Below are 24,569 nucleotides of genomic sequence, written 5' to 3' on the forward strand. Positions count from 1 at the left end.
TTTGATAGTAATCTTTTATACAGCACTCCAAGTACCACCTTGCTTATATCCTACGGGGTATTGTTCTGTTACCTTATCAAACATTTTTTTATCCATTAATTTTAAAGAAGGGAAATCTTTACTGGCACCTTCCAAACAACGAAAATATGTACGGTTAACCGCACGCATAAACACACCAGGGCCTGTTTTGTAGGAGATGAAAAGCCCTCCATATTCATAACAGTTACGATAAATTGACAACAAACAATCTTTTAAAATCATATTATTAGCTGTTGCACCAAAAAAGTCGTTATGAATAAAATAACCATCAGTTAGCAACAATACATTATCGTAATTTCTAGGAATATATTTCTCTAAAATATCTTCTGAAACGATTTTAAGATCCGCATCAACCCAAAAACCCCCACATAAATCAATAATATGCACTCGCAAAATATCAGCAGCCTCTGCAGGATGACGTGCATTTAAGAAAATAGTACGCGCTTCTTTTCCATAATATTTGTATAACCACTCCACAGCTTTTTCTTTATCAAATACTTCAACAAAGTATTTTTGAAAATTTCTCTGGTGATATTCAATATTTTCTCGCACATCACCCGGCATATTTTGATCCCAGTAGAAAAATATTTTTCTAGGGATTTCTACTTTACGTACTCTACTAGGGAAATTACCTTGTATTAATCCATCATAAATCAAGTTTAAATAAATTGTATCAATTTCTTCACCCGTATGAAAATCCTCATACGTACAACCAATCTTTTTCAATGCCTCTACGACATGAAAATTACCTAATCGATATTGTTTTACAGTAGTAATATATTCAAATAACGGTTCAGAGAGCTCTTTTAAATAGTTTAAATCTTCATCAGAAGGCTCTATATCCGCTTTTATTAAACATAATAATTTCACTTGTAGTAAAATTTCTACTCTTGGATGTCCTTGCGGATCTAGATTACGATATTGAATTGCCTCTTGATAAAATGCTGCTGCTTCTTTAAAAAAACTATGCATATGAAGATGATTTGCAATATTAAAAGCTGTCATTACATCATGACAGCCATGTTGATTAAATAATCCATTTGCGACAGGGCAATCTTTGACTAAGTTCCGCAAATCATCGTTATCTACCATCAAATCCAACCTTAATCCAATAATTTAATATTTTAATTTTTTTTATAGTCTTATATTTCTAATTTTTAACAAATAAAAACAATCAACTATCAATTGAGAAAATTTATAAAACAAAACACATATAATAATCAAAGCTTTTTTGAAGTTATTTAGAATTAAGAATAAATTTAATACAGTCTTATCATAGTATAATCAGTTAAAGAACCTAGTAATAAAGAAAACCACTTTGCTTTCTTGTTATCTTTTCGTATTATACAGTGTTTTGACGAAATAAGGTATAAAATGCGAAAAAAATCTTTTCTTTGGGCTGCACCTGCTTTGATTAGCATGAGTTTGCTCGCTTCTCATTTGTGTGTGGCACAACAACCTGTAACAATGACGTCCCCTTTACCTTTTCCAGTGCCAGCACTGTTACATGCAGATCACAGTTATAATGTTCAACATATTAACACTTATGGAAACTGGAGCATTATAGCAGGGCAACCTTATGCCAGTATATTATGGCAACAACCTAATAGCTCTATTAAACTATTTATTACGCCCTCAGATAATATGATTACTATTGATGTTGTTGCCAAGAAAAAAGAAAATAGAGCTTTTAAACTACCCTTTATTACCTGGAACATCAAAAACGTCTCTGTAGCATTAAATAAAATCAGTGACCACAAAGGATGGGTTCAATTCTCAACTGCTGTTTATACACAAAATATTGATAAACTTGTTTCCGCTCTTGAAAGCGAGTCTCCTATGACTATTAGCCTTTCAACCTTGAGTACTATTCCAGTCAGCACCGATGGGTTACGCTCTACTATGGATGATTTTACCAGACTTATCCGTCAAAACAATCTAATCGCACCAAAGCCATTAGCAATCAATGAAATTAAAGATGATAGTTTTGTGCCTTTAGATGGCATGTCCCCTGAGATTTTTCCACTTTATCAAGAAACCAAATATTACGTGCAACAATGTTTAACTATGACTAACCCTGGGCAGGAAAAAGCAAGAACAAATATCTGCATGAAACGTAATGATTTATTAAAACAAATGAAAAATAAAGGTTGGTGTTGGGGCAGCGGTGATTCTGACCAACATGACAAGGATAAAATCTGGAGAAAATGTATCATGAGCCCCAAAGGGGAAATCGAAAAGATTAAAGAAAATACAAAAGCAGATTTTGAAAAAGCCAAGGCGATGACAAATAATTAATTTTCATCTGTTGTATTATAACAGCATAATCGATATGATTAAACCAGTAAGAGGTAATTTATGATTCACTCCTTTATCAACCGTTGCAACATGGTCGGCCTGTTAACTGCCAGTTTAGTAACTTTTTCAGTTACTTCCTCTGCTGGTGCGATTATGCCGCAGCCATCTTCTGATACACAAATGACCAAATCTAATCCACTTTCATATCCTCAATATGGAGAGTGGCGCTATAATCCACAAAGCAATCCCCCAACATTGATGTGGTGGAATACGCGGATGGATAATGCGGTTCCAGTTTTATATATTTCATTCCTTCCAAATAGAATTATAATTGACGCAATTACACCTGTTTGGCCTGATACCGGAATTATTTTTTATATCAAGGACAAAACCGATAAATTAGGGTTAAACCTAACTTTACATAATAAAACAGAAAAAAATTGTTATTACAGGGCTATTATTTATGGGCCAGATCGTCAAAGTTTCTTAAATGATTTGGTTACCTCTCGTAAAGCAAGATTAATTACCCCATCTTCTTATTCTCAATCTTTATCTTTAAAGCAGGTCTATCAGGCAATGCACGATATGTTATCAATGCATCCCGATCTTCGCCTGACATTGCCTGAACCGACTAAATACTCAAGGTAAATATTTCTAACTAAAGCTTTACGATTTATATTTAAAATCTATTTTATACAGGATATTCATCATGACCGACCAAAAAAATACTCAGGCTACTTCCACAAATAAAACTCAAGAAATTATAGTTGCAGACATTGGTGGAACAAATGCACGCTTTGCAATTGCAAAAGTAGAAAATGGCAAAGTATTATCTATCGACAATGAAAATATTCTTAAAACCGCAGATTATGCAACCTTACAACTGGCATGGGATGCTTTTGGGCAAAAATTAGGGCGCCCTTTACCAAAAGCAGCTTCTATGGCAATCGCTTGTCCTATTCGTGGTGATATTTTAAAATTCTCTAATAGCCCATGGATTATTCGCCCAGCTTTATTAGCTGATCAATTACATTTAGACAAACTCATTTTAATTAATGATTTCGAAGCCGTCGCGCATGCTGCTGCACATTGTGGTAATGACTATCTAAAACATATTTGTGGGCCAAAACGCAAAGAAGCCCCAACAGGGGTCACTTCACTTGTTGGACCAGGCACAGGATTAGGCGTTGCATCTTTGATGTTTGTTGATGATACTTATCACGTTATCCCTAGCGAAGGAGGGCATATTACATATGCTCCTTGTGATAATATTGATATGAGCATTTTACGCTACCTCAAACAACATTACCGCCGAGTTTCTGCTGAACGTATTATTTCTGGCCCTGGCCTTGGCAATATTTACGACGCTCTTGCTGCCAGTGCAGGTTTACCTGTTAGTCATCATAGTGACAGTAATCTTTGGGATGCAGCCCTAAAAGGAACAGATCATCTTGCATCTGCTGCTTTAGAACGATTCTGTTTAAATTTTGGAACTTTCTGTGCTGATGCTGCGCTAATGCAGCTTTCAAATCGCGTTGTCATCAGTGGTGGTATCGGTCAATTAATTGCTGATTATCTTCCTCAGTCAGGGTTTGGTGAGCGTTTTGTTGATAAAGGACGTTTTGAGAGAATGTTAGCTCAAGTCCATGTTGAACTTTTAACCTATCCTCAACCTGGTTTACTGGGTGCTGCTGCAGCTTATGCTGTCAAACATACAAAATAAATATAGCTAGATCTCATGAACGACAATAAAAACGCACAAACAGAGAAAGAAGCAAAAATTAAACGCCGCGAAAAAGAAGCCGCGGCGTTACGCGAAAATCTCAGGAAACGCAAGGAACAACAACGCAATAAAAAAGAACAACAATCTTAAATTCTTTTTTAAAAATTACTTGTTGAAATATGCAAGGTCGTTTATTGAAAAAACTTATCTATTGCACAAAAAATCAAGAGGAATATCCTAAATGCCAATTATGCCTGACAGTTGGATTACTAAAATGGCAAAAGATCATAAAATGATTGAACCTTTTGCTGACAAACAACATCGTGAAGGCATAATTTCTTATGGTGTATCCTCTTATGGATATGATGCACGCGTTGCAGATGAGTTCAAAATCTTTACAGATATTGATAATGCAATCGTTGATCCCAAAAACTTTACACCCAATAGCTTTGTAACGCGCAAAACAGATGTTTGCATCATTCCGCCAAACAGTTTTGCTTTGGCACATACGATTGAGTATTTTCGTGTTCCTCGAGATATCCTAGTCGTTTGCTTGGGAAAATCCACTTATGCAAGATGTGGCATTATTGTTAATGTCACACCACTAGAGCCGGAATGGGAGGGTCAAGTTACAATTGAGATCAGTAATACGACCCCGCTTCCTGCTAAAATTTATGCCAATGAAGGGATTTGTCAATTCCTTTTTTTCCAAGGCAGTGCACCTTGTGATATCAGCTATGCTGATAAAAAAGGAAAATATATGCGCCAAATGGGCGTTTCCACTCCACGTTTATAATAGACTGAAAAGCTGAACATTATGGATCGATTTTTAATTCGTGGGGGAAAACCCCTGCATGGTGATATCGTTATTGGTGGTGCTAAAAATGCTGCTTTGGCGATTATGCCATGTGCATTATTAACCTCTGAAACGCTTTCTTTAAAAAATATGCCTCAAATTGTAGATATTAAAACCATGTGTGATTTAATTCATCAGCATGGGCTTGATATCACCATTGATGACAAAGATCCTCATCATTATTCTTTCAAAGGGGATATTACCAATACTGAAGCCCCTTATAATATCGTATCTAAGATGCGTGCTTCTGTTTTGGTGTTGGGACCATTATTAGCACGCTGTGGTAAAGCCAAAGTTTCTTTACCAGGTGGATGTGCAATTGGAACCCGTCCTGTCAATCTTCACCTAGATGCTTTAACCGCATTAGGCGCAGAAATTGAGATTGATGGCGGATATATTAACGCCACTGCCCCCAAAGGCTTAACAGGCACCCGTTTTGTTTTTCCTTTTGTATCTGTTGGTGCAACTGAAAATACAGTTATGGCGGCCACCCTTGCCAAAGGCCGAACTGAGTTATTAAATGCTGCACGTGAACCTGAAATCTGTGATCTGGTTGATTGTTTAATAGCTATGGGTGCTAAAATCCAAGGTAGAGGCACCAGCCACCTGATTATCGATGGTGTAGATGCTTTACATGGTGCAGAGCACTCCATTCTTTTTGACCGTATTGAATGTGGAACTTATGCTTGTGCTGCTGGGATTACTGGTGGTGAATTACGCCTTATTGGGGCCAAAACTGAATATCTTGGCTCTGTAATGCATGCGTTAGAAGAGTGTGGCGTAGAAGTTTTTCAAGAGGAAAACGCCATTCGTGTTCGCCGCACAGGCAGCTTGCGTGGTATTGATATTATGACAGAGGCCTATCCTGGTTTTCCAACAGATATGCAAGCACAATTCATGGCGCTTCTTTCAATTTCAGAAGGTGCCAGCATGATTACAGAAACCATTTTTGAAAATCGTTTTATGCATGTGCCAGAATTAAACCGTATGGGTGCAAGAATTAATGTCCATGGTTCCTCTGCGATTATTCGTGGTGTTCATTCTTTATCAGGTGCACCTGTTATGGCAACAGATCTTCGCGCATCATTCTCTTTGATCTTGGCAGGGCTTGCCGCAGCTGGAGAAACCAGCCTTAACCGCGTATATCATTTAGATCGTGGTTATGAAGCAGTAGAGAAAAAACTGGCCGCTTGTGGAGCAAGTATTGAGCGTATTAAAAGTTAATTCCTTAATCAATTATAAATAAAAACAAGATTATATTGTTTTGCATCCATATTCTGATTATATTTAATAAACTATTTATTAAATATAATCAGTTTTTTATTATTTTTGATTGCTGGAATATCTATAACTGACATGAACAATAATTCTTTAATCTTGGCTCTTCCAAAAGGAAGAATCCTGAAGGCCTGTATTCCTTTGCTTGAAAAGGCAAACATTATTCCAGAACCTGCATTTTTTGATGCAGACAGCCGTTTGCTGCGCTTTAAAACCAATGATCCAGAGCTGGATATTATTCGTGTTAGATCTTTTGACGTTGCAACATTCGTTGCATTTGGCACAGCCTCGTTTGGTGTTTGTGGCTCTGACGTTTTGATGGAATTTGATTATCCTGATATTTATGCTCCACTAGATTTAAATATTGGACATTGCCGCCTTTCTGTAGCCCAACTGGCTAATACCAAAGACAAAAATTTGGGTGATCCTGCACGTTGGTCTCAAATCCGTGTTGCTACCAAATATCCTAATCTTACTCGTCGGTTCTTTGCCAAAAAAGGCGTTCAAGCTGACATCGTCAATTTACATGGCGCAATGGAACTGGCACCTGTTTTAAAACTTTCTCATTTAATTATTGATTTAGTGGATACGGGCTCTACATTAAAAGCTAATGGATTACAAGAAGTGGAAACAATTGTTGATGTTTCCAGTCGCTTAATTATTAACCGTACGGCCTTAAAAACACAATCTGTACGTATTAACGCTCTGACTGAACGTTTCCGCCAAATTTTATCCCCTCAATCTGCTGCCTAATTTTCTTGAGGTATTTCATGCAAGTTTTATTAACGACACAATCTGATTTCCAAACGATTTTCAACCGCTTATTGGCAACCAGAGCTATGGATACTTCCGCGGTTAAACAACCTGTCACTGAGATTTTAGAGAATATAAGAAAAAATGGGGATACAGCACTTTGTGATTATACAAAACGCTTTGATCGCCTTGATATAACGCCTCAAAAATTGCGCATTACCGATGAGGAAATTCAAGCTGCATGTAAACAAATCCCAGTCGAGCTTATGGATGCGTTAGATATAGCAGCGAAAAGAATTAAATCTTTTCATGAAAAGCAATTACCTTCTAATTTGCATTACGAAGATGAAAGTGGTTTTGAGCTGGGTTATCGTTGGCTTCCCATGGATTCTGCAGGACTTTATGTTCCAGGTGGAACAGCCGCTTATCCATCATCTGTATTGATGAATGCTATTCCTGCCAAAGTTGCGGGCGTAAAAAGATTGGCAATGTGCGTACCTACCCCTGATGGGCAACTTAATCCATTGGTGTTAGCAGCAGCACATAAAGCTGGCATTACCGAAATATACCGTATTGGTGGCGCACAAGCTGTCGCAGCTCTGGCCTATGGCACACAAACAATTGCGCCAGTAGATTATATTGTAGGCCCTGGCAATGCTTATGTTGCCGAAGCCAAGCGTCAAGTTTATGGATTGGTTGGCATTGACAGTGTTGCAGGCCCATCTGAAGTCGTTGTGGTTGCTGACAAGAATAATAATCCTACGCATATCGCCCTGGATTTATTGGCACAATCAGAACACGATAAAATGGCTCAGTCTATTTTTATTACTAATAATCAAGATTTTGCAGACCAAGTTATTCAAGCCGTGAATGAACAGCTTGCTATTCTGGCACGCAAAGAAATCGCGCAAAGCAGCTGGGATCAACATGGTGCTGTTATTATTGTACAATCTTGGGATGAGGCTGCAACTATCGTTAACCAAATTGCACCTGAACATTTAGAGTTAATGGTTGAAGAGACTAATACTCTATTTGAGGATGTTCGTCATGCGGGTGCGATCTTTATTGGCAAATGGTGTCCGGAAGCCATAGGAGATTATGTTGGTGGTCCGAACCATGTTCTGCCAACCAGTGGCGCTGCACGTTTTTCCTCTGGATTATCAATATTTGATTTTATGAAACGCACAACATTTCTTAAATCCAATGAAAAGGGAATCCAAAATGTTGGACCAGCCGCGGTTGCAATTGCCAATACCGAGGGATTAACAGCACATGCGCTTAGTATTTCGCAACGTTTAAAGAGTTTAGGCAAATAAAAGCTAGACTTTTTAAAGAAATAGTCGTTATGTTGTGGCAGTTTTAAATAATTAACCAAAAAATAAGGCAAAATATTACCAAATGTCTAAAGAAGATATGATCGAATTTAATGGAACAGTAACTGAGCTGCTTCCGAATGCTATGTTTCGTGTAACGTTAGACAATGAGCATGTTATTTTGGCACACACCAGTGGTAAAATGCGTAAAAACCGTATTCGTGTTCTGGCTGGGGATCGTGTTAGCGTTGAAATGACCCCTTATGACCTCAGTAAAGGTCGTATTACTTTCCGCTTTAAATAAGTTATATGGGTATGATTTCATCTGCTCAACAGCTGTGTAAGCTGCCTGTTGCATTGGCTTCGGCATCCCCTAGACGTATAGAGTTATTACAGCAAATTAATATTGCACCTTGTACTGTTCTAGCAACTGATATTGATGAAACCCCATTAAAACAAGAACTTCCTCGTGTATATGTAGAGCGCTTGGCTCATGCCAAGTTAGAGGCTGCTAAAACGCAACTTAAGGAATCTGTGCCTTTCATACTGGCTGCGGATACTGTTGCAGCAGCAGGAAGTCGTATTTTAAATAAAACAACTGATCGTCACGTAGCAGAAAAGCATTTACGTTTACTGTCTGGGCGTAGACATAGAGTGCATACAAGTGTTGTTTTATCAGAAACCAAAACAGGGCGTGTTTCAACGCGTTCTGTATATACCGTCGTGCAGTTCTCACGCTTAACAGAAAAACAACTACAAACCTATTTAGATTCGAATGAATGGCAAAGCAAAGCAGGCTCGTATGCTGCTCAGGGAATCGCTGCCAGTTTTATCAAAGCAATTAATGGAAGCCACAGTAATGTGGTGGGTTTACCTTTATTCGAGACCGCACAATTATTTCGTGGATATGGATTAATTCCTTGATGTTTACTCATACATTATAAATGGATCTTGTGCTATTTAAAGTAGTTTATCAATGCAGCATTACAGCATCGCAAAAATAGAAGATTTATTCGTTAAAATTGAGCAAGAAGACCTTTTAAATAAAGAGGGATATGCCGAGATCATGATGCAAGGAGAAGCTTTGCTTCCTGATCTTCATTATGCTTATGGAACGCGTGAGCAAATTCCTATACAACGGCCAATTGGAATGCCTGCACAATCTCCAGGAATTCCCAAATCAATTACTTATCCATCTATGACGATTACCCACATTAAAAATGCTATTCTTTTACCAGGTGGTATTATCATTGCTCAAAACAAAATTCTTATAGATAGTTTCGCTTCAAATTGGGATACGACTTATCACAACTTTCTTAAAAAAATAAATAATACCTGTTGGGGCGTAGAGAATGCTTCACCCAATAAAACCATTCAACATCCAGTATTCTTTTGTGACTATCAACACTCAAACTTCTATGGGCATTTTATGTTGGATAGCTTAACGAGATTATGGGGATTATTTTATCTCAAGAATTTTTATAATTTAAATAACATTCATATATTTCAAACGTTTAATAACCAATATATCAAAGAGTATTTAAATCTATATAATATTAATGATCAAGAAATACACACTTTAGCAGAACCTTTATTAGTTGAAGATCTATACGTAGCAACAAAATCCTTGCAAATCCAAGAATATTGCTCTCCAGCTCTTCCATTGTGTTGGAATACACTTAAACGACCAACCGCAAATAATCACAAAGCTCGATTATATATATCTCGTAGAACTCAAGAAAAAAGACGCTTACAAGAAGAAGATAAAATCGAAGAATTCTTTGCTGCACATAATTATATTATTATTTATCCTGAAACTTTAAGTGTATCACAGCAAATTATTTTATTTAGTAATGCCAGTCATATTATTGGAACATCTGGAACAAATATGTTTGGAATTGCTTTTTCCCCACCAGATTGCAAAATTATGATTTTGGCTTCTGAGGTTTTTGTGCATTACAGTGAATTTTTTCTAAGATATGGTTATGTTGAAAAAATAATTTTATTAACTGGAAAAAGTGAAGCACATACAAATCCCGACTATGCTGGAAATATTAATGCCCCTTGGTCAATAGATTTTGAGAAACTCAAAGAAATGTCTTTGACCTTTAATTTTTTATAAAAGCATAAAATATTAATTTTATTCATTATATCAATAAGTTATACATATTTTAATGTATAAGATGAAAATAACTCATAGAATTTTCGGTATATTTTCTGAAAACCATCTTGTGCGTGCTTTAGCAACAGAAAAAAACAAGCGTTAAATCAAATCCATGATACTTACATTATCCTGAAATATTGTAGATTAATTAATGTGATATATTTCTTTTATCATCAAAAATATATTTATAATGTAAACCTTTTTATAATAAAAGAAAGATTTACAGATGAATATAAATGAATTTATTGCATATTGCCAAGAAGGCCATTCTATATCGCCTGAACAGCCTGAACTCTTAAACTTATTGCATCAATGTGATTGTAACACACAAAGATTTACGATGAAACTCAATAATAATTTTCATACGCAGGATGAAATAGTTGATCTTTTCAGCTAATTAACAGGGAAACTCGTTGACCCTTATTTTGTCTGTTCCCCCCCCCTTTTTTTATACAGATTTTGGTAAAAACATTCATATTGGAAAGAATGTATTTTTTATACAGGCTGTTCATTCCAAGATTGTGGCGGTATTTTTATTACTGCGCCAATATTGCCTCCACCCGTTAAGGTAGTCGTACCGGATATATGCACATCCAATCCCTCTTTGTCCCCATGTAGTCCAGACATAGTTTCCCCAGTGAATTAATAATCATTATGAATACCTTTATAACCAATATTAGGTTGTACATTCGTATAATTACCCCCATGTGCTTAATCCACCACTGACCGTTGTGCTGTCGTATTTAGATGTGTTTTGGGGAGATGTATAATCAAATTCCCCGTATTAATCGTTATAGATCCTTCACTGATCGTGCCATCCGCTGTTTTTTTGGTAATTTGCGCACCATTAAGGCTCAAGCTGCCTGTAACGCTGGCCTGTGGCGTTCCTTTATCCCAATAGACGCACTGGCACCCACACCAAAGTTATTATTTGAGGATATTGTTTTATAACCAGCATTAAAGATGACATCATTGCCACTGATATTGCTGCCCTTTGCATTAATATCATTCTTAGCAGTAATATTAACTTTCTCCCCAGCCTGAACCGTTGATCCAACATCTGTCATGGTTGCCTTGATTGTATGAGATTTGCTGGAAGAATGTCCAACCGTTGCTGAAACTCCAAATAAATTACTATTTACATTTGTTAAAGAACCTTGACCTAATACTCCTGCCTCTCCTAAGCCTGTTTGAGGTAGCGGTAGAGCCAACCTTATTGGTATAACCACTTTTATTTTCAAATGAGCTAGAGTTGAAGGAACCTGATTTATGCCCTTTAATATTACTAAAGCCACTATTGGCAACGCTGTTCAGACCAACATTCACCGCAGACGACAACGCAACATTCCCACTTTGATTTAATGTGTTACCAGAAAGGCTGACATCCCCGATCGTCGAATGAAAAGACGCATCCTTTCCCATTAATATGCTAGCCAAAGCCCCATGCCACCAACGATGCCATCGCGATTATACTTGATCCTAACTTATCCAGATCGGTTGGATCATCATATTTTGACTTTTCGTTTGTAATTTTTAGATATAAAAAACGGGAAAGTTACTTCCCGTTTCAAATAGTTATTGATTATCGTTTGGGGCGTCTGTGACTTTGGTTGCTTCTACATGGGTTTGACTAATCTAAAACGCTCATTTTTTACCAAGTAAAGTTGGGTATTGATATAATACCGAATATACTAAATGACGTTCTATATAAGCTGGATCACGTGCATTCGTGTCCATCGTGCAATACCCCTCAAAGACCGTTTCATAAGTAGATGGATTGTCTTGTGAATAAATACATAATTTTGCTGTTAAAAAAGAATTATTACAGGTCAAAAGGGGATTATTGTTATCAATAGGTCTGACGATTTTTATTTTATAATAGATCAGATTCATGGTCACGGTTTCCCCTTTGGTATCCCAGATAGTGGGTTCTCCAGTGCTGGGATTAGTCGCCGTTGGCACTTACCATGTATAGGTTTTATCATACGCCTTTAATATACCAGAATCCACCATGATAATTATATTGTAATGTGCTTCTGCACCACCATTAACACCAGTACCAACCAATTTATATCCTTGAGCCGTTAAAAATCATCTCTCTTAACTTTTGCAAAAATAGTATAATATACGAATTTCCCTCCTTTTAACCAATCAGAATCATTATTATGTGCTTTAGCAATATATTGAGTAATTTTTTCTGGCACGATCACACGAATGGTATCATCAGTTTTAGAAAGTGGTTTTGCACTATCTAATTTATTATTGATGGGAATGTAAAATACATCAGGATCACAAGCGGTAAGTGTTAAACAAAAACTCAATACAGTAATAAATTAATAGATTTTCATTTTTAATCCCCTGTTTGTGCTGGAGTAGTTTTACTTAGTGCAGCCTTTGCATCTTCTTTCTTTTTTAGACAAGAGATTTCATGGTTAAGCCTGTCAGATCACCTGTAGCAGTATCAATAGCAATATTGCCTCCTGTTAATATACCAACCTGTAAAATACCCTCACAAGAACTTAGGAGAATGTTTTTATGTAGAAATGGTATTTAGGAACCTTTTTTAGGGGAATTGGGTTCGATGCGGACAACTTCGGGGTGTGGTTGGCTGTAAAGAAAGACTTTGTGTTGTCCCATCATATTGGGGTAATCATGCCAAACCGCCGTCGTAATGTGGTCTAAAATGTAAGACGGAGAATTGGCATCTGTACTCATTGATCCTGATCCTTGAAATATCAGTTCATAATTATCAGGATGTTCGGGGCAATACAAAAACCCGTACTAAAATTATTATCAGTCATACATTTGAATAAAGGATTATTTTTTCCATTGGGTCTAACCAAGGTGACTTTATAATCAATATGTTTCATCGTATAGGGCTCTGCCTTGGTATCCCACGCTGTTGGGTTGCCCATACTGTCCGTATAGCTGGGCTCTGTCCATGTCCGTATCACATATTGATTGACACATAATATTCACTTGGACCACAAGCCGTTAATGCTGAACAAAACCCTAATTAGATAATAAATTTATTTTGTAGGTACATTTGGTCCTCCTAGTTTTGGTTGCTTATCTTTCGATTTTGTATCTATTTTTGATCTTTTGGTTTGTCTATTTTGGGTGCTACTTTTGAAGAAATTATTCCTCCAGCTGTTGCATCTAAGCCAACAATACCAGCAATCGCACCAAACCCACCAACAATTACATCATGCGTAATCCTAGAAACGACCTTGTTTATATCCGTTATCTTATCGCAATTTTATTTAGTATCGCTTTTTTGTTCTACTTGCGAAGAGTTATCTGATGGTGTTAATTTACCACCTTGTTCAATATTTTCCTTACTTCAATCATTCGCATCATCTTTGTTTTTAGGATCTTGAGGATTTTTTTGAACTGCTTGATATGTGGTCGGTCGAATATGATCATTCTTTAAACGGACGTCCAAGCGATGGACATAACTCATTCTTTACTGCCGAAGGATCTATTCCACTAGGTCCATGGACATTCTTTGGGGGATGGTATCGCTATGATGATGTTTACAACTTAAATTATGATTGGCAAGGCAAAGCACGCTTTGATTTTACGCAAAAAGATTTCCATATTGGTGCCTCGCGCGTTGTTGCACGGAACTCCATTGGGATCACGACTTTACAAGCCACGTATGAGTTGAAATCATTTAATAGTTATCTTAACTATTCTCGTATTGATGCACAAAGTGCAACTCTTTCCTCTTTGAATTTCAATGCTAGTGAATCTATGCGCGTTTAAAGTGGAGTTTGGTATGTCAGTCTTGGTAAGAAAGTAGGTTTGGTGGTGCAATGGACACCAAAACATGGATGGGAGAGATTACAGCGCCTAATAATCAGCATACCCAATATGTTAAACCAACCCTAGATATTGATGAGTATAAGCCCATTATCCAAGATTTAATGTGGCATACTTCTATTCATGGGGAATATGCCAGTAAAAATCAATATGCCAATGAACAGTTACAAATCGGTGGTCCTTATACGGTTCGTGGATATTTAAAACAAACCATGTTAGGCAATGCAGGGATTTATATGCGCAATGATCTTGCGTGGATTTTACCAGCTCAAGCCATGAAATGTGATGGTTACCAATTTTTCTGTGAAGCCCTTATTCAAGGCACTGAACTATACGGTATATTTGACGTAGGGATGACCAGAGGTGTGTTTACTTATGCCAATATGCCCAAAAACAGAAAAAGGCGGAAATCTTGTTGGCGCTGGATTGGATATCAGAAAAACCACAGGAACACTCTTCTGGAATGCCTCCGCAACCCACACCCTTACAACCGCAGGGCTTCCTTCAGAAAGATGGATTGCTATGTTCAGTGTCGGCATCAGATTATAATACTATCAAACTTATCCACAATTTTGTGGGTAAGTCTGAGAGCAGATAGTGTATTAATTATATACACTCTTCTATAATCAACATTTTATTATCTTCTAAAATACAACAATATTCCTGAATAACTATCAGTTTATAAAAACTAATTATCGTAAAAAATCTGCAAACTCTTTTATTATAGCGTTTGCAGATAGCAATATGCTATTTCATCTAATAATAAATTGATATTTATTATTAAGCTATTTTTCTGTTATTATTTACACTTTCAATAATATAAGAGTGATCTGATACAATTGTTAAGGTAAGTCTGGTATGTATACTACAATGTTTTTTTATATTTAATGGTAAGAAGGCTTTTCCATTTGTCCAACGACAAGGAATGTTTTCTTTAACATCCCATCCTGACAAACAATCGGTTTTTGTGTGTGTTGTAATATCATATGTTTTACCATTTCTTTGCAAGGTAATATCTCCGACTAATACCCCTAAATAACGACGATCATCAATAAAAGATCCAATTACATCACAAGGTCTACTGGTTCTAGACATGATCCATACACCTTGTGTATCAGCAGGAAGAGTGAACGTTAATTTGTTATTTATTTGACTTGTCTTTTGGGTAATCACTTTACCTTTATCGGTAATTAAATATAAATCAGGGTCTTTTGTCATTATAGTTGTTTTAGTATTTAGCTGATCTTTTGAAATACGATTAAAAATATTTTGATAAATAGGTTCAACCACATCACGAGTAACAGTTAACAAAGCAGCAGCATCATCCTCCCAACTTTTAGGATGATTAAAAGAGGTATCAATCACATTCTGATCATGATTAAATATATGACGATTACCTGTGTCTAAATAACTTTCTGTTAATACACCATCAGCTATAATGACTGAATGATTTTCAGTCTCAATGTGATAATAATCATATTGAGTAAAAGAAGTATCGTAAAAAATCGAGTTATCATTTACCAGCATTCTTACTGGTATAAATTTTCCATCAAAAAATAAGCAATGCTCAGGGGTTAATAATAAATCTTTGTTAGGAATATTATCAGCCAAGGCACCTTTTAAAATTCGCACAGGATATTCAGATTCATCATAAGTAGATTTTTTCTCAACAATCTTTTTCTTATGCCCAACCCAAGTGACAGGACGTGGATTTTTAGTTTTAGTTCGATAATCATAAGTCATTACCAAATCACGAATTGTAATGTTTTCCACAGCACAGAACCCATCTGGTGTTTCAATCATCGTGCCTGCAAGGAAACAAACCTCAAATACGACATTTCCATTGGCATCCGAGCCCAGTTCATACCCATAATTACCAATACCAGCAACATTTAACGTAACGGTCGATCCATCTTTTAGGTTAAATATAACATGGTCATTATCTGGGTATGTAACCCCTGTAACATCATTTTGAGTAACACCATCTAAAACAATAGTATTGGAATCTTCTGGATTATTACCAGTAAATCCAGATATAACAGTTGTTGCACTACCTGTTCCTGAAATAACAATCCTTGCCATATCATTCGTAGAAATGAGATCTTGATAACTTCTCATTGTAGGAATACTTGCACTATTTAATAAATCAATAATTCCCCCTGCAGATGTGTTAATATAAATATATCCACCTTGTTTTAAGGTAACAACACCAGAAAGTTTACCGCCTTCACCAATAACGACACTGGCATTTGAATTAATCGTGGCATTCAATAATACGCCATGATAGCCAATAGATAAATTACCGTTTTCTATAATGGTCGTTTGATCAATAACCCCACCTGACACAACATTAATATTGGCACCAGAGCTGACAAAAGTCATATAGGCACTTCCATCATTAGAAATATTTAAAGTAGCCCCAGAATTAACAATTGTGCTGACAGTTAAGCCACTATTTACATTTAATATCCCGCCACTTAGAATGGTTGTGTCTGAAATATATGTATTATTGGCATTAAAGACCCCGCCATTACTAATAAATGTATTATAAACAATTGGAGTAATATTATAATTATAATTACTAATATTAAAAATACCGCCCGAATTAATTGTAGTACTCATGATTAAAGGATTAATGGCATTATCCGCATTAATAACGTCTAAAGTACCCCCATTATTAATGGTTATAAATTCACTATCATTATGTTGAGCATTTTTAATATTCAATAAATGAAGAACTGCATTTGAATTAATTTCCACACGCCGTAAAATCGTATTACTTGCATAAAAAGTATTTGTTGAGTTTATTTGAGCTGATCTTAGATAACCAGCAATTATATTGACAATACCATTATTAAAGATCATATTTTCAATATTAGCACTCGTTGTATTTAATACAGCACCGGAGTTAATTGTAATATTGCTAATATAAGCACCATTCTCTCTATCTTTAGTATAGATGACATTCATAGAACCATTATTTAAAATAATGTCATCCGCATATGCACTATTATATAAGTTAAAATTTCCACCGGAATTAATAGTAACATTGGAGGCACGACCATAATATAGATCAAAATGAGCACCAGTATTGATTGAAGTATTATAAACACTTGTATTTCCTCCTGATGCTGTAACATATTGTGAGGTAATATTTGTATTGTTTAACCCCCCACCCTTATAAGTTTCTTCTCCATTTACTAAAAAAAGATGTACATTAGAGTTCAACCCATTGAGTTGTGAAATTTCTCCACCATCCCAAACTCCTTGTTGCAGAATTAATGTCCCACCATTGCTGCCAAAAATCGTACCATATAAATTCGGCTTTCCACCATTATTCCAAGAACTGCTATAATTTATAATTAAAGACCCACCATTAATTATATTTTTAAATGAAGAACCATCAGTTCCAATCTTTAACGTCCCCGCGGATAAAATAGCGCCACTTAAAGTTGCTCCATTGGTAAGTTCTAATATTGCATTACTATTAAATTTATAATCTGATAATAGGTTTTGAGTTAATGAATAATTACCGTCAAATCCTAAGGTTCCACCTTTACTTCCAAAGGTAATATTTTGAAAAACCGTGGCAGAATTATTGAATAACACCCCACCATCAATCGTAATATTACTTGCTGCCCCTCCAGCACCAATAACAAATGATCCTTGATTAGACAAAACCATATCATGTAAAACAGCACCACTTTGTACAATAAATTTTGCTTTTGAATCTAATGTAATCAAAGAAAAATTATCTGTGCTCCAATTCGCATTACTGTTTAAAGTGATTGACCCATTCTCACCAACAGAGGTTACCCCGACAGATCCTCCAGAGTAAATATTAAGGGTTCCAGAACTATATATATAATTATTATTCGCAAAACCACCATTAGTTACACTTAGGCTTCCTCCTCCACTAATGTAGTTATGATCAGCAGAGCCTCCATTATAAATAATTAAGTCAGCAGAAGTATTGGTTGTATAACCACTAAAACCATATATAAAATTATTCTCAGCCAAAGCACCAGAGGAAACTTTTACAGTTCCACCCATACTGATGTGAGTATTATTTATAGAACCACCGTATACATTTAAATTACCTGAATTATAAATATAGTTATTGTTCGCAGAGCCACTGCTATTGACAGTTAAATTTCCACCAGCACTGATATAGTTATTATTAACTAACCCACCACTATTAATATTCAGCAAACCTTTACTATAAATATAATTATTTTTAGCTACACCTGTATTATTAACAGTCACAGTACCTGATGAAATATAGAGAAACTCACTCGATCCATCATTAATAATAACAGCACCTCGATTTAAAACTGTATTATAATAAGCACTACCCCCATCAGATATAGATACTGTTTGAGAGGTTATATTACTATTTTGTAAAATTTGCCCAGAGGATACGACAAGATCAACCATTTTACTTCCTTAAAAATTTCTTTAATCAAATTATTACATAAAATTATTAAAATTTGTTAGGCAATTCATTCTTGTCAAATAATATTTATTTTATACGACAACAAACATGAAACCCAGTTCCCCATAATCAAGCCATTTATCCTATTGAATTATTTAACATTATTAGTAACCAATGTTGTTTTCAATCTAACGATTGATAGCTTCATCTGTTAATTGTAATTGGTGCCTTAACTGAGCATAATGACAAATATCTGGTGCATTTTAAGGAAATACTTCAAAGGGTATTAACAACTTATTCAAAGCATCCTGCATCTGTGACAACATATTTTCTGATAATAATAAAACACATTACCAAAAGCTTAAATAATTAATTCATCTTCATTGAAATCAAAAATTTTTAAAATTCTTACAACTTGGCTCTTATATTCTTGAATACTTTTGCTATTTATAGAATTTTTAAGATTTTCAATCATATTTTCGCATGGCTAATTTTTTGCTTTTTAATATTAAATTATAATCAATATTTATTATGATTTTTATAAGTTGCGGAGTTTGTCATTATAAATTATCAAATTACTTCTTCAGTTGAAAACCATATATAGCAGTGAATGAAATCTTATTATAAATATATTGTTTCGAATGATAGTCATAATATTCATGCACACTATATAATGCATATTCCAAAAATGGATATAAAATTATATATTAACAGGTGTTTGCAAAAATTATAATTAACTTAGATTTCACATTATTAAATTAATGTCATAAAAGAATATATAATACTGAAAATATTAATGATAGAATTAAAGAAATCCACTAACATGTTATTTAATTATGTAGTGAGTTTTAATGTTTGGGGTAATAAAATAATAAAGCATTATATCGTTACTCAAATAAATACTTGAATATATTTTTATAAATATAAAATGAAATCTTAATATTAAATATGACAAAAATACAATTAATTTGCATGTCTGGTGTTGTTCGAATTGCTGTTATAAAAGAGCAAAACCTGCTTGATTTTGGCGTGTGGTATCCTGGACACTCTGATGGATTTGGCGATATTTATCTGGGCCGTGTTGACAGCTGTTTAACTGCTTTGGGTGGGGCTTTTATAACTTTGGGTAAAAATCTCTCTGGTTTCTTACCTGAGAATGCAGGTGCCAAAGGGCTACATGAGGGAGACTGGATTATTGTACGTGTCACTCGCAGTCATCAAGGAGGGAAAGGATTACGTCTAGATGGACGAAATATCCCACCTTTAACCTTACCAAAAGATAAAACACCAGAGTTATTACAAGCTGGTCCTTCTTTATTTGAAGAATTGGCGCAAAGATGGCATAATGCAGATATTATCAGTGATGAACTCAACATCACCAACCTAATCCCTGCATCCTATAAATCAAGAGTGCACCTTGCCAAAGAGCCTATTGATCCAGAAATCATGGAACAAATTGACGCTTTGGAGACTAATGAAGTAGCCTTGCCCATGGGGATGAGAGCCAGTATTACCCCTACCCCTGCGTTGGTTGCCATTGATATGGATACTGCAACACAAAGCAATGATAATCAAAATAAATTACGTTCACAATTTAATGCCAATCAACTAGCATTGCCTCAATTATTGCATCAACTGAAACTACGCAACCTGTCTGGTGCTATTATTGTCGATTTGGCTGGGCTTCCTATTAAAAAGCGTCGTTTATTTCAAAGAGAATTTGAGCAAGCTTTGCAAAATGATCCCTTGCATCCTAAATTCTTAGGGTTTACCAATTTAGGCTTGGCCGAGATCACACGCCCTCGTAAACGCCCACCGCTACATGAAGTATTTTCATGTGATCATGGACAAGCGATACAAATTCTGGGCAACTTGGAGAGAAAATTTAAGAGCCTTGCCTCCCCCCATCAATACCAGCAAATTACGTTGATCTTAAGTATTCCCTTATATCAAGCATTGCAAAATGACCAATGGGCCGTTAATCATTTTGAAAAACGGTGTACAATTTCTTTGTCCATCGAATCAAACCCATCTTTTACCACTTGTCAATGGGAGTATCAGTATGCTTAAAACCTTAGAAAAATGTCCAATTTGTAAAAAAAAATCAACCTTAGAATACAAACCTTTCTGTTCTAAGCGTTGTGCTGATATTGACCTAAGTCGTTGGTTTTCCGAAGATTATCGTCTGAGCTCTGAACCACGCGATGAAGATGAAGCAGAAGAATTAGCAAATTCTTTAAAAGAAACACTTGATCAGAATCATGATGTAGGGTAAATGCTTTGTATACAGTGATTCACTGAAACCGAAACAGTGAATAATTATGAATGCCCAAGTAGCTCAGTCGGTAGAGCAAGCGACTGAAAATCGCTGTGTCGGTGGTTCGATTCCGCCCTTGGGCACCATTTCTAAATTAATCCTTTTAAAAATATTAATATTGTTAAGCTGATTATCTTATGCAGTAATAATCAATTTAATTATAATTACATCCTCAATTTGTTGATCTTTGAAATGTATAAAGTCTTAATAAGAACATTATATTGACACTTATTGCTTTGGCAAAAGAGCTTAAACTTTCTTTAAAAGAATATTGTCAATATGCAGATCTGTTAAATATACATAATTTCACAAGGTAGATTACAAAGTGCTGAAAAAACAGATAGCTACGTGAATATTTTAAAAGTTAAATAACCATTTTATCTAAAATAAATATTGCATTATATCAGATATTAATGGTTATAATTAAACCAATGGTTGAAATTAAAATTTGATTTTCTTAATTATACATGTATATAAGTAAACATGATAATGTGTACATGTATATATGGATATCTTGATAATTAATGTGCATTATTCACAATAAAATATGACATAATCTTTAAATGTGATTTGAAAAACATGACTGATAAAAAGGATTTTCTATCAGCAGAGAATACCTCAAGTGTTTCATCTGTCGATAATGGCGACTATAAACTGCAACAAAAGGTTGAAGCATCTTTACAACCCAAGAGCGATTTTCTATCAGACGATTCTGAATATCATTCTGATAAAAAAAACGCCTCGTTACGCCTGATGATCCCAACTTATCTAGATAATCAGCTAACACAAATTGCCGCAAGTAAACGCGTGACAAAACGATTTTTAATTCTAAAAGCACTGGCTCAAGCAGGATATCATCTTGAAAAAGAAGACTTAGTCACTGACAAAAGGCGAGTGAGGTAAAATATTAAAAAAACCAAGATATTTCAAAATATAGTAACCATTTGTGTCTGTATAAGTCAGTAACAGCCATATAATAGTCAACAATAAATAATTATTTAAAAGCTACAAAGTATCTAAAGGATTTTATATGAAACTTCTAAAGAAAAAACATAAACCCATGCACATTAACGATATTATTATTGTTGATGATGATAAATTAAAAAAAGCCATCACAGCAGCAGCTCTTGGCAATGCTATGGAATGGTTTGATTTTGGTGTTTACGGCTTCTTGGCAATTGTGTTGGGTAAAGTGTTTTTCCCAGGAGCTGACCCTAGTATCCAAATTATTGCTTCTTTGGCAACGTTTGCGGTTCCCTTCTTGGTAAGACCTATAGGAGGGATTTTCTTTGGTATTTTAGGTGATAAATATGGCCGACAAAAGATCTTGTCAATTACCATCATTATCATGTCGATCAGTACCTTCGCAATCGGCTTAATCCCCAGCTATCAGACTATCGGAATATTGGCACCTATTCTTCTATTGATATGTAAGTTAGCCCAAGGATTTTCAGTGGGTGGTGAGTATTCTGGTGCTGCAATATTTGTTGCTGAATATGCCCCAGATCGCAGACGTGGCTTTTTAGGAAGTTGGCTTGATTTTGGCTCTATTGCTGGATTTGTATTAGGGGCTGGTATTGTCGTAATCATCTCAAGTATTATTGGAAATGAGAATATTATTGAATGGGGTTGGAGAGTGCCTTTCTTCTTGGCCTTACCTCTTGGTTTTGTTGGTATCTATCTAAGACACCAATTAGAAGAAACCCCTGCGTTTCAAAAACATGTTGAAAACATGGAAACCGATAACAAAAAAGAATTACAACAACCTCCAAAATTGTCATTTAAAGAGGTTGCCACCAAATATTCAAAAAGCTTTTTAACTTGTATCGGTTTAGTATTGGCAATGAACATTACCTATTATGTTCTATTAACCTATATGCCAAACTATCTTTCTGGGCGATTAGGATATTCTGAAGATCATGGATTATTAATTATTATTGCCATTATGGTTGGTATGTTATTCGTACAACCTTTTATTGGACTGATGAGTGATAAAATTGGCAGAAGACCATTTATTTTCGCCGGAAGCATTGGATTACTGTTATTATCATATCCAGCTTTTCACCTCATTCAAAGCAATGTTATTGGATTAATTTTTGTTGGATTATTAATCTTAACAATATCATTAAACTGTTTTGTAGGTGTTACAGCATCTATCCTCCCTGCTCTTTTCCCAACAAATGTCCGTTACAGTGCCCTTGCAATTTCCTTTAATGTTTCGATTATCATTGCTGGGTTTACACCTGCTTTTGTTGCTTGGTTAGTGACCATTACAAACAATTCATATATGCCAGCTTTTTACCTAATGGGAGTATCACTTATTGGTATATTTACTGCATTTACGATGCCTGAAACTGCGAATAAACCATTAAGAGGCGCAACCCCCACGGCTTCAGATAAAGAAGAAGCTAAAGAAATTCTAACCGCACATTTTGATACTATTGAACAAAAAGTTGACCAACTTGACGAGACGATCGCCGAGCTTGAAAAGAAACGTCAAACCTTAATTGATCAACATCCAAAACTAGATTAAATATTTTTACTTTTGAAAATTACTAGTCAAAATAGAAAAACAAGCTAAAATAGTACAAGTATTCATTTTAGCTTGTTTTATCATCATCAGTCTTTTTTATAGAATTATTCAAAAGTGATAAAAAACGTAACAATAAGCATAAAAATATTATTGGTTTTATTCAATGAACTCTGTAGCATTAATTGTTACTTACAACCGACTAACAAAATTAAAAAAATGTTTAGAAGCAACTTTGCTTTTATCATTTGATCATATTGTTGTTGTCAACAATATGTCTACTGATGAGACTATGCAGTGGCTGACTACACAAACAGATCCTCGATTACATATTTTAACAACAAAGCAAAATTCAGGGGGGGCTGGCGGATTTAAATATGGATCACAGTATATAACTAGCAACTTACAAACCGACTGGGTGTTTTTCTTTGATGATGATGCCTATCCTACTTTAAATCTATTAAATCAATTTGAAGCATTCAATAAAAAAAATTATCAATTATTTTGCAGTAAAGTTTTATTACCTTCTGGCAAACTATGCAAAATGAATATTCCTTATAAAAAAGTTCCATATAGTGTGTATCAAACTTTTTTGTATAATATGTTTCCTAGAAAATTTCTTCCTAATTTCCAACAGCAAGAAGAGGTGGAAACTTTTTCTTTTGTGGGAGCAATCGTTCATCAAAACATACTGAGACGATACTCAGATCAAATTGATGAAAAATTATTTATTTATTTCGATGATATTCTTTTTTCTTATTATTTAACTCGATCAAATTATAAAATTCATCTTTTACCACAATTAGTTTTTATCCACGATACCAATGTTAATACCAATATTTATAAAGAAAAAAAATTATATTACCTTGTAAGAAACCTAATTTATTTAAGAAAAAAACGATATTCCCCTTTTTCTAAATTAACAATCTTTCTTAGAGTAATAAATATTTTGATATTATGTATTTTCAAAGGAAGAAAAATTCGGTCTATTGTATATTTTTTAAAAGGGATTAAAGATGGCCTCTTATTTAGATAACA

29 protein-coding genes and 1 tRNA gene are annotated in these 24,569 nt (G+C 35.0%); 21 read left to right on the forward strand and 9 right to left on the reverse strand.

Annotation, left to right across the window (positions count from 1 at the left end):
- Window positions 1-15: 15 nt before the first annotated feature.
- Window positions 16-1,131, reverse strand: a complete 1,116-nt coding sequence (locus tag QMN76_RS08620; RefSeq protein WP_282023540.1) for a capsular polysaccharide synthesis protein — start codon at window positions 1,129-1,131, stop codon at window positions 16-18.
- A 282-nt stretch (window positions 1,132-1,413) separates the two neighbouring features.
- Between QMN76_RS08620 and QMN76_RS08625 the strand changes: the two genes are divergently transcribed.
- From QMN76_RS08625 to QMN76_RS08680, 12 genes are all read left to right on the forward strand, one after another.
- Window positions 1,414-2,337, forward strand: coding sequence for a hypothetical protein (locus QMN76_RS08625; RefSeq protein WP_282023541.1), 924 nt, complete (start codon window positions 1,414-1,416; stop codon window positions 2,335-2,337).
- Window positions 2,338-2,397: 60 nt separating this feature from the next.
- Window positions 2,398-2,985 carry a hypothetical protein gene (locus QMN76_RS08630; protein ID WP_034338432.1) on the forward strand — a complete coding sequence of 196 codons (588 nt, stop codon included), beginning with the start codon at window positions 2,398-2,400 and terminating at the stop codon, window positions 2,983-2,985.
- Between the two features lie 61 nt (window positions 2,986-3,046).
- Entirely contained in the window at window positions 3,047-4,060 is a 1,014-nt protein-coding gene (gene glk / locus QMN76_RS08635) for a glucokinase (protein WP_051461942.1), read from the forward strand.
- 15 nt (window positions 4,061-4,075) lie between these two features.
- On the forward strand, window positions 4,076-4,210 hold the full coding sequence (locus QMN76_RS08640) for a hypothetical protein (protein WP_255343276.1): 135 nt from the start codon (window positions 4,076-4,078) through the stop codon (window positions 4,208-4,210).
- 91 nt (window positions 4,211-4,301) lie between these two features.
- Window positions 4,302-4,856, forward strand: a complete 555-nt coding sequence (dcd, locus tag QMN76_RS08645; protein WP_034338435.1) for a dCTP deaminase — start codon at window positions 4,302-4,304, stop codon at window positions 4,854-4,856.
- Window positions 4,857-4,877: 21 nt separating this feature from the next.
- The gene (gene murA, locus QMN76_RS08650; protein WP_034338438.1) at window positions 4,878-6,140 is read left to right on the forward strand and encodes a UDP-N-acetylglucosamine 1-carboxyvinyltransferase; all 1,263 of its coding nucleotides are present in this window, start codon (window positions 4,878-4,880) and stop codon (window positions 6,138-6,140) included.
- 132 nt (window positions 6,141-6,272) lie between these two features.
- Window positions 6,273-6,947 (forward strand): ATP phosphoribosyltransferase, encoded by a 675-nt coding sequence (gene hisG, locus QMN76_RS08655; protein ID WP_282023542.1) that lies wholly within the window; start codon window positions 6,273-6,275, stop codon window positions 6,945-6,947.
- A gap of 17 nt (window positions 6,948-6,964) precedes the next feature.
- Entirely contained in the window at window positions 6,965-8,263 is a 1,299-nt protein-coding gene (gene hisD, locus QMN76_RS08660) for a histidinol dehydrogenase (RefSeq protein ID WP_282023543.1), read from the forward strand.
- An 82-nt stretch (window positions 8,264-8,345) separates the two neighbouring features.
- On the forward strand, window positions 8,346-8,564 hold the full coding sequence (gene infA, locus QMN76_RS08665; RefSeq protein WP_034338445.1) for a translation initiation factor IF-1: 219 nt from the start codon (window positions 8,346-8,348) through the stop codon (window positions 8,562-8,564).
- 11 nt (window positions 8,565-8,575) lie between these two features.
- On the forward strand, window positions 8,576-9,184 hold the full coding sequence (locus QMN76_RS08670) for a Maf family protein (RefSeq protein WP_034339214.1): 609 nt from the start codon (window positions 8,576-8,578) through the stop codon (window positions 9,182-9,184).
- A 52-nt stretch (window positions 9,185-9,236) separates the two neighbouring features.
- The gene (locus tag QMN76_RS08675) at window positions 9,237-10,382 is read left to right on the forward strand and encodes a glycosyltransferase family 61 protein (protein ID WP_034338448.1); all 1,146 of its coding nucleotides are present in this window, start codon (window positions 9,237-9,239) and stop codon (window positions 10,380-10,382) included.
- Window positions 10,383-10,650: 268 nt separating this feature from the next.
- Window positions 10,651-10,821 (forward strand): hypothetical protein, encoded by a 171-nt coding sequence (locus tag QMN76_RS08680; RefSeq protein ID WP_282023544.1) that lies wholly within the window; start codon window positions 10,651-10,653, stop codon window positions 10,819-10,821.
- A 98-nt stretch (window positions 10,822-10,919) separates the two neighbouring features.
- Here the strand turns inward: QMN76_RS08680 and QMN76_RS08685 are convergent, their stop codons facing one another.
- From QMN76_RS08685 to QMN76_RS08715, 7 genes are all read right to left on the reverse strand, one after another.
- Complete coding sequence (locus tag QMN76_RS08685) at window positions 10,920-11,051, reverse strand: hypothetical protein (RefSeq protein ID WP_282023545.1); 132 nt, start codon at window positions 11,049-11,051, stop codon at window positions 10,920-10,922.
- A gap of 84 nt (window positions 11,052-11,135) precedes the next feature.
- Window positions 11,136-11,282, reverse strand: coding sequence for a hypothetical protein (locus QMN76_RS08690; RefSeq protein WP_282023546.1), 147 nt, complete (start codon window positions 11,280-11,282; stop codon window positions 11,136-11,138).
- Window positions 11,279-11,653 carry a hemagglutinin repeat-containing protein gene (locus QMN76_RS08695; RefSeq protein ID WP_282023547.1) on the reverse strand — a complete coding sequence of 125 codons (375 nt, stop codon included), beginning with the start codon at window positions 11,651-11,653 and terminating at the stop codon, window positions 11,279-11,281. The genes QMN76_RS08690 and QMN76_RS08695 overlap by 4 nt, the downstream gene beginning before the upstream one ends.
- A gap of 415 nt (window positions 11,654-12,068) precedes the next feature.
- Window positions 12,069-12,386 (reverse strand): hypothetical protein, encoded by a 318-nt coding sequence (locus QMN76_RS08700; protein WP_282023548.1) that lies wholly within the window; start codon window positions 12,384-12,386, stop codon window positions 12,069-12,071.
- Between the two features lie 122 nt (window positions 12,387-12,508).
- A complete protein-coding gene (locus QMN76_RS08705) occupies window positions 12,509-12,745 on the reverse strand; it encodes a hypothetical protein (protein WP_282023549.1) in 237 nt (78 codons plus the stop codon).
- Window positions 12,746-12,974: 229 nt separating this feature from the next.
- Entirely contained in the window at window positions 12,975-13,196 is a 222-nt protein-coding gene (locus QMN76_RS08710) for a hypothetical protein (RefSeq protein ID WP_282023550.1), read from the reverse strand.
- Entirely contained in the window at window positions 13,160-13,378 is a 219-nt protein-coding gene (locus QMN76_RS08715) for a hypothetical protein (RefSeq protein ID WP_282023551.1), read from the reverse strand. The genes QMN76_RS08710 and QMN76_RS08715 overlap by 37 nt, the downstream gene beginning before the upstream one ends.
- A gap of 162 nt (window positions 13,379-13,540) precedes the next feature.
- Between QMN76_RS08715 and QMN76_RS08720 the strand changes: the two genes are divergently transcribed.
- From QMN76_RS08720 to QMN76_RS08730, 3 genes are read left to right on the forward strand one after another with little or no spacing between them, the layout of a single operon-like run.
- Window positions 13,541-13,804 carry a hypothetical protein gene (locus QMN76_RS08720; RefSeq protein WP_282023552.1) on the forward strand — a complete coding sequence of 88 codons (264 nt, stop codon included), beginning with the start codon at window positions 13,541-13,543 and terminating at the stop codon, window positions 13,802-13,804.
- A gap of 22 nt (window positions 13,805-13,826) precedes the next feature.
- On the forward strand, window positions 13,827-14,192 hold the full coding sequence (locus QMN76_RS08725) for a ShlB/FhaC/HecB family hemolysin secretion/activation protein (protein WP_328517256.1): 366 nt from the start codon (window positions 13,827-13,829) through the stop codon (window positions 14,190-14,192).
- A 50-nt stretch (window positions 14,193-14,242) separates the two neighbouring features.
- Window positions 14,243-14,875 carry a ShlB/FhaC/HecB family hemolysin secretion/activation protein gene (locus QMN76_RS08730; protein ID WP_282023553.1) on the forward strand — a complete coding sequence of 211 codons (633 nt, stop codon included), beginning with the start codon at window positions 14,243-14,245 and terminating at the stop codon, window positions 14,873-14,875.
- A gap of 154 nt (window positions 14,876-15,029) precedes the next feature.
- On the opposite strand, the gene QMN76_RS08735 is transcribed toward QMN76_RS08730, so the two are convergent.
- On the reverse strand, window positions 15,030-18,686 hold the full coding sequence (locus tag QMN76_RS08735) for a Hint domain-containing protein (RefSeq protein ID WP_282065971.1): 3,657 nt from the start codon (window positions 18,684-18,686) through the stop codon (window positions 15,030-15,032).
- 946 nt (window positions 18,687-19,632) lie between these two features.
- Here QMN76_RS08735 and QMN76_RS08740 point away from each other — a divergent pair.
- The 6 genes from QMN76_RS08740 (at window position 19,633) to QMN76_RS08765 (ending at window position 24,567) form a co-directional block, all read left to right on the forward strand.
- Window positions 19,633-20,754 (forward strand): ribonuclease E/G, encoded by a 1,122-nt coding sequence (locus tag QMN76_RS08740; protein ID WP_282023555.1) that lies wholly within the window; start codon window positions 19,633-19,635, stop codon window positions 20,752-20,754.
- Entirely contained in the window at window positions 20,747-20,959 is a 213-nt protein-coding gene (locus QMN76_RS08745) for a DNA gyrase inhibitor YacG (RefSeq protein WP_282023556.1), read from the forward strand. Before QMN76_RS08740 ends, QMN76_RS08745 begins: the two co-directional genes overlap by 8 nt.
- Before the next feature lie 52 nt (window positions 20,960-21,011).
- Window positions 21,012-21,087: transfer RNA gene (locus QMN76_RS08750), tRNA-Phe, on the forward strand.
- A gap of 493 nt (window positions 21,088-21,580) precedes the next feature.
- On the forward strand, window positions 21,581-21,904 hold the full coding sequence (locus QMN76_RS08755) for a hypothetical protein (protein ID WP_034338462.1): 324 nt from the start codon (window positions 21,581-21,583) through the stop codon (window positions 21,902-21,904).
- Window positions 21,905-22,031: 127 nt separating this feature from the next.
- Complete coding sequence (proP, locus tag QMN76_RS08760) at window positions 22,032-23,534, forward strand: glycine betaine/L-proline transporter ProP (protein ID WP_282023557.1); 1,503 nt, start codon at window positions 22,032-22,034, stop codon at window positions 23,532-23,534.
- Window positions 23,535-23,697: 163 nt separating this feature from the next.
- Entirely contained in the window at window positions 23,698-24,567 is an 870-nt protein-coding gene (locus tag QMN76_RS08765) for a glycosyltransferase (RefSeq protein ID WP_282023558.1), read from the forward strand.
- Window positions 24,568-24,569 lie beyond the last annotated feature (2 nt).

The organism is Commensalibacter papalotli (ex Botero et al. 2024) (assembly GCF_947179115.1).
GTDB classification, from domain to species: Bacteria; Pseudomonadota; Alphaproteobacteria; order Acetobacterales; family Acetobacteraceae; genus Commensalibacter; species Commensalibacter papalotli.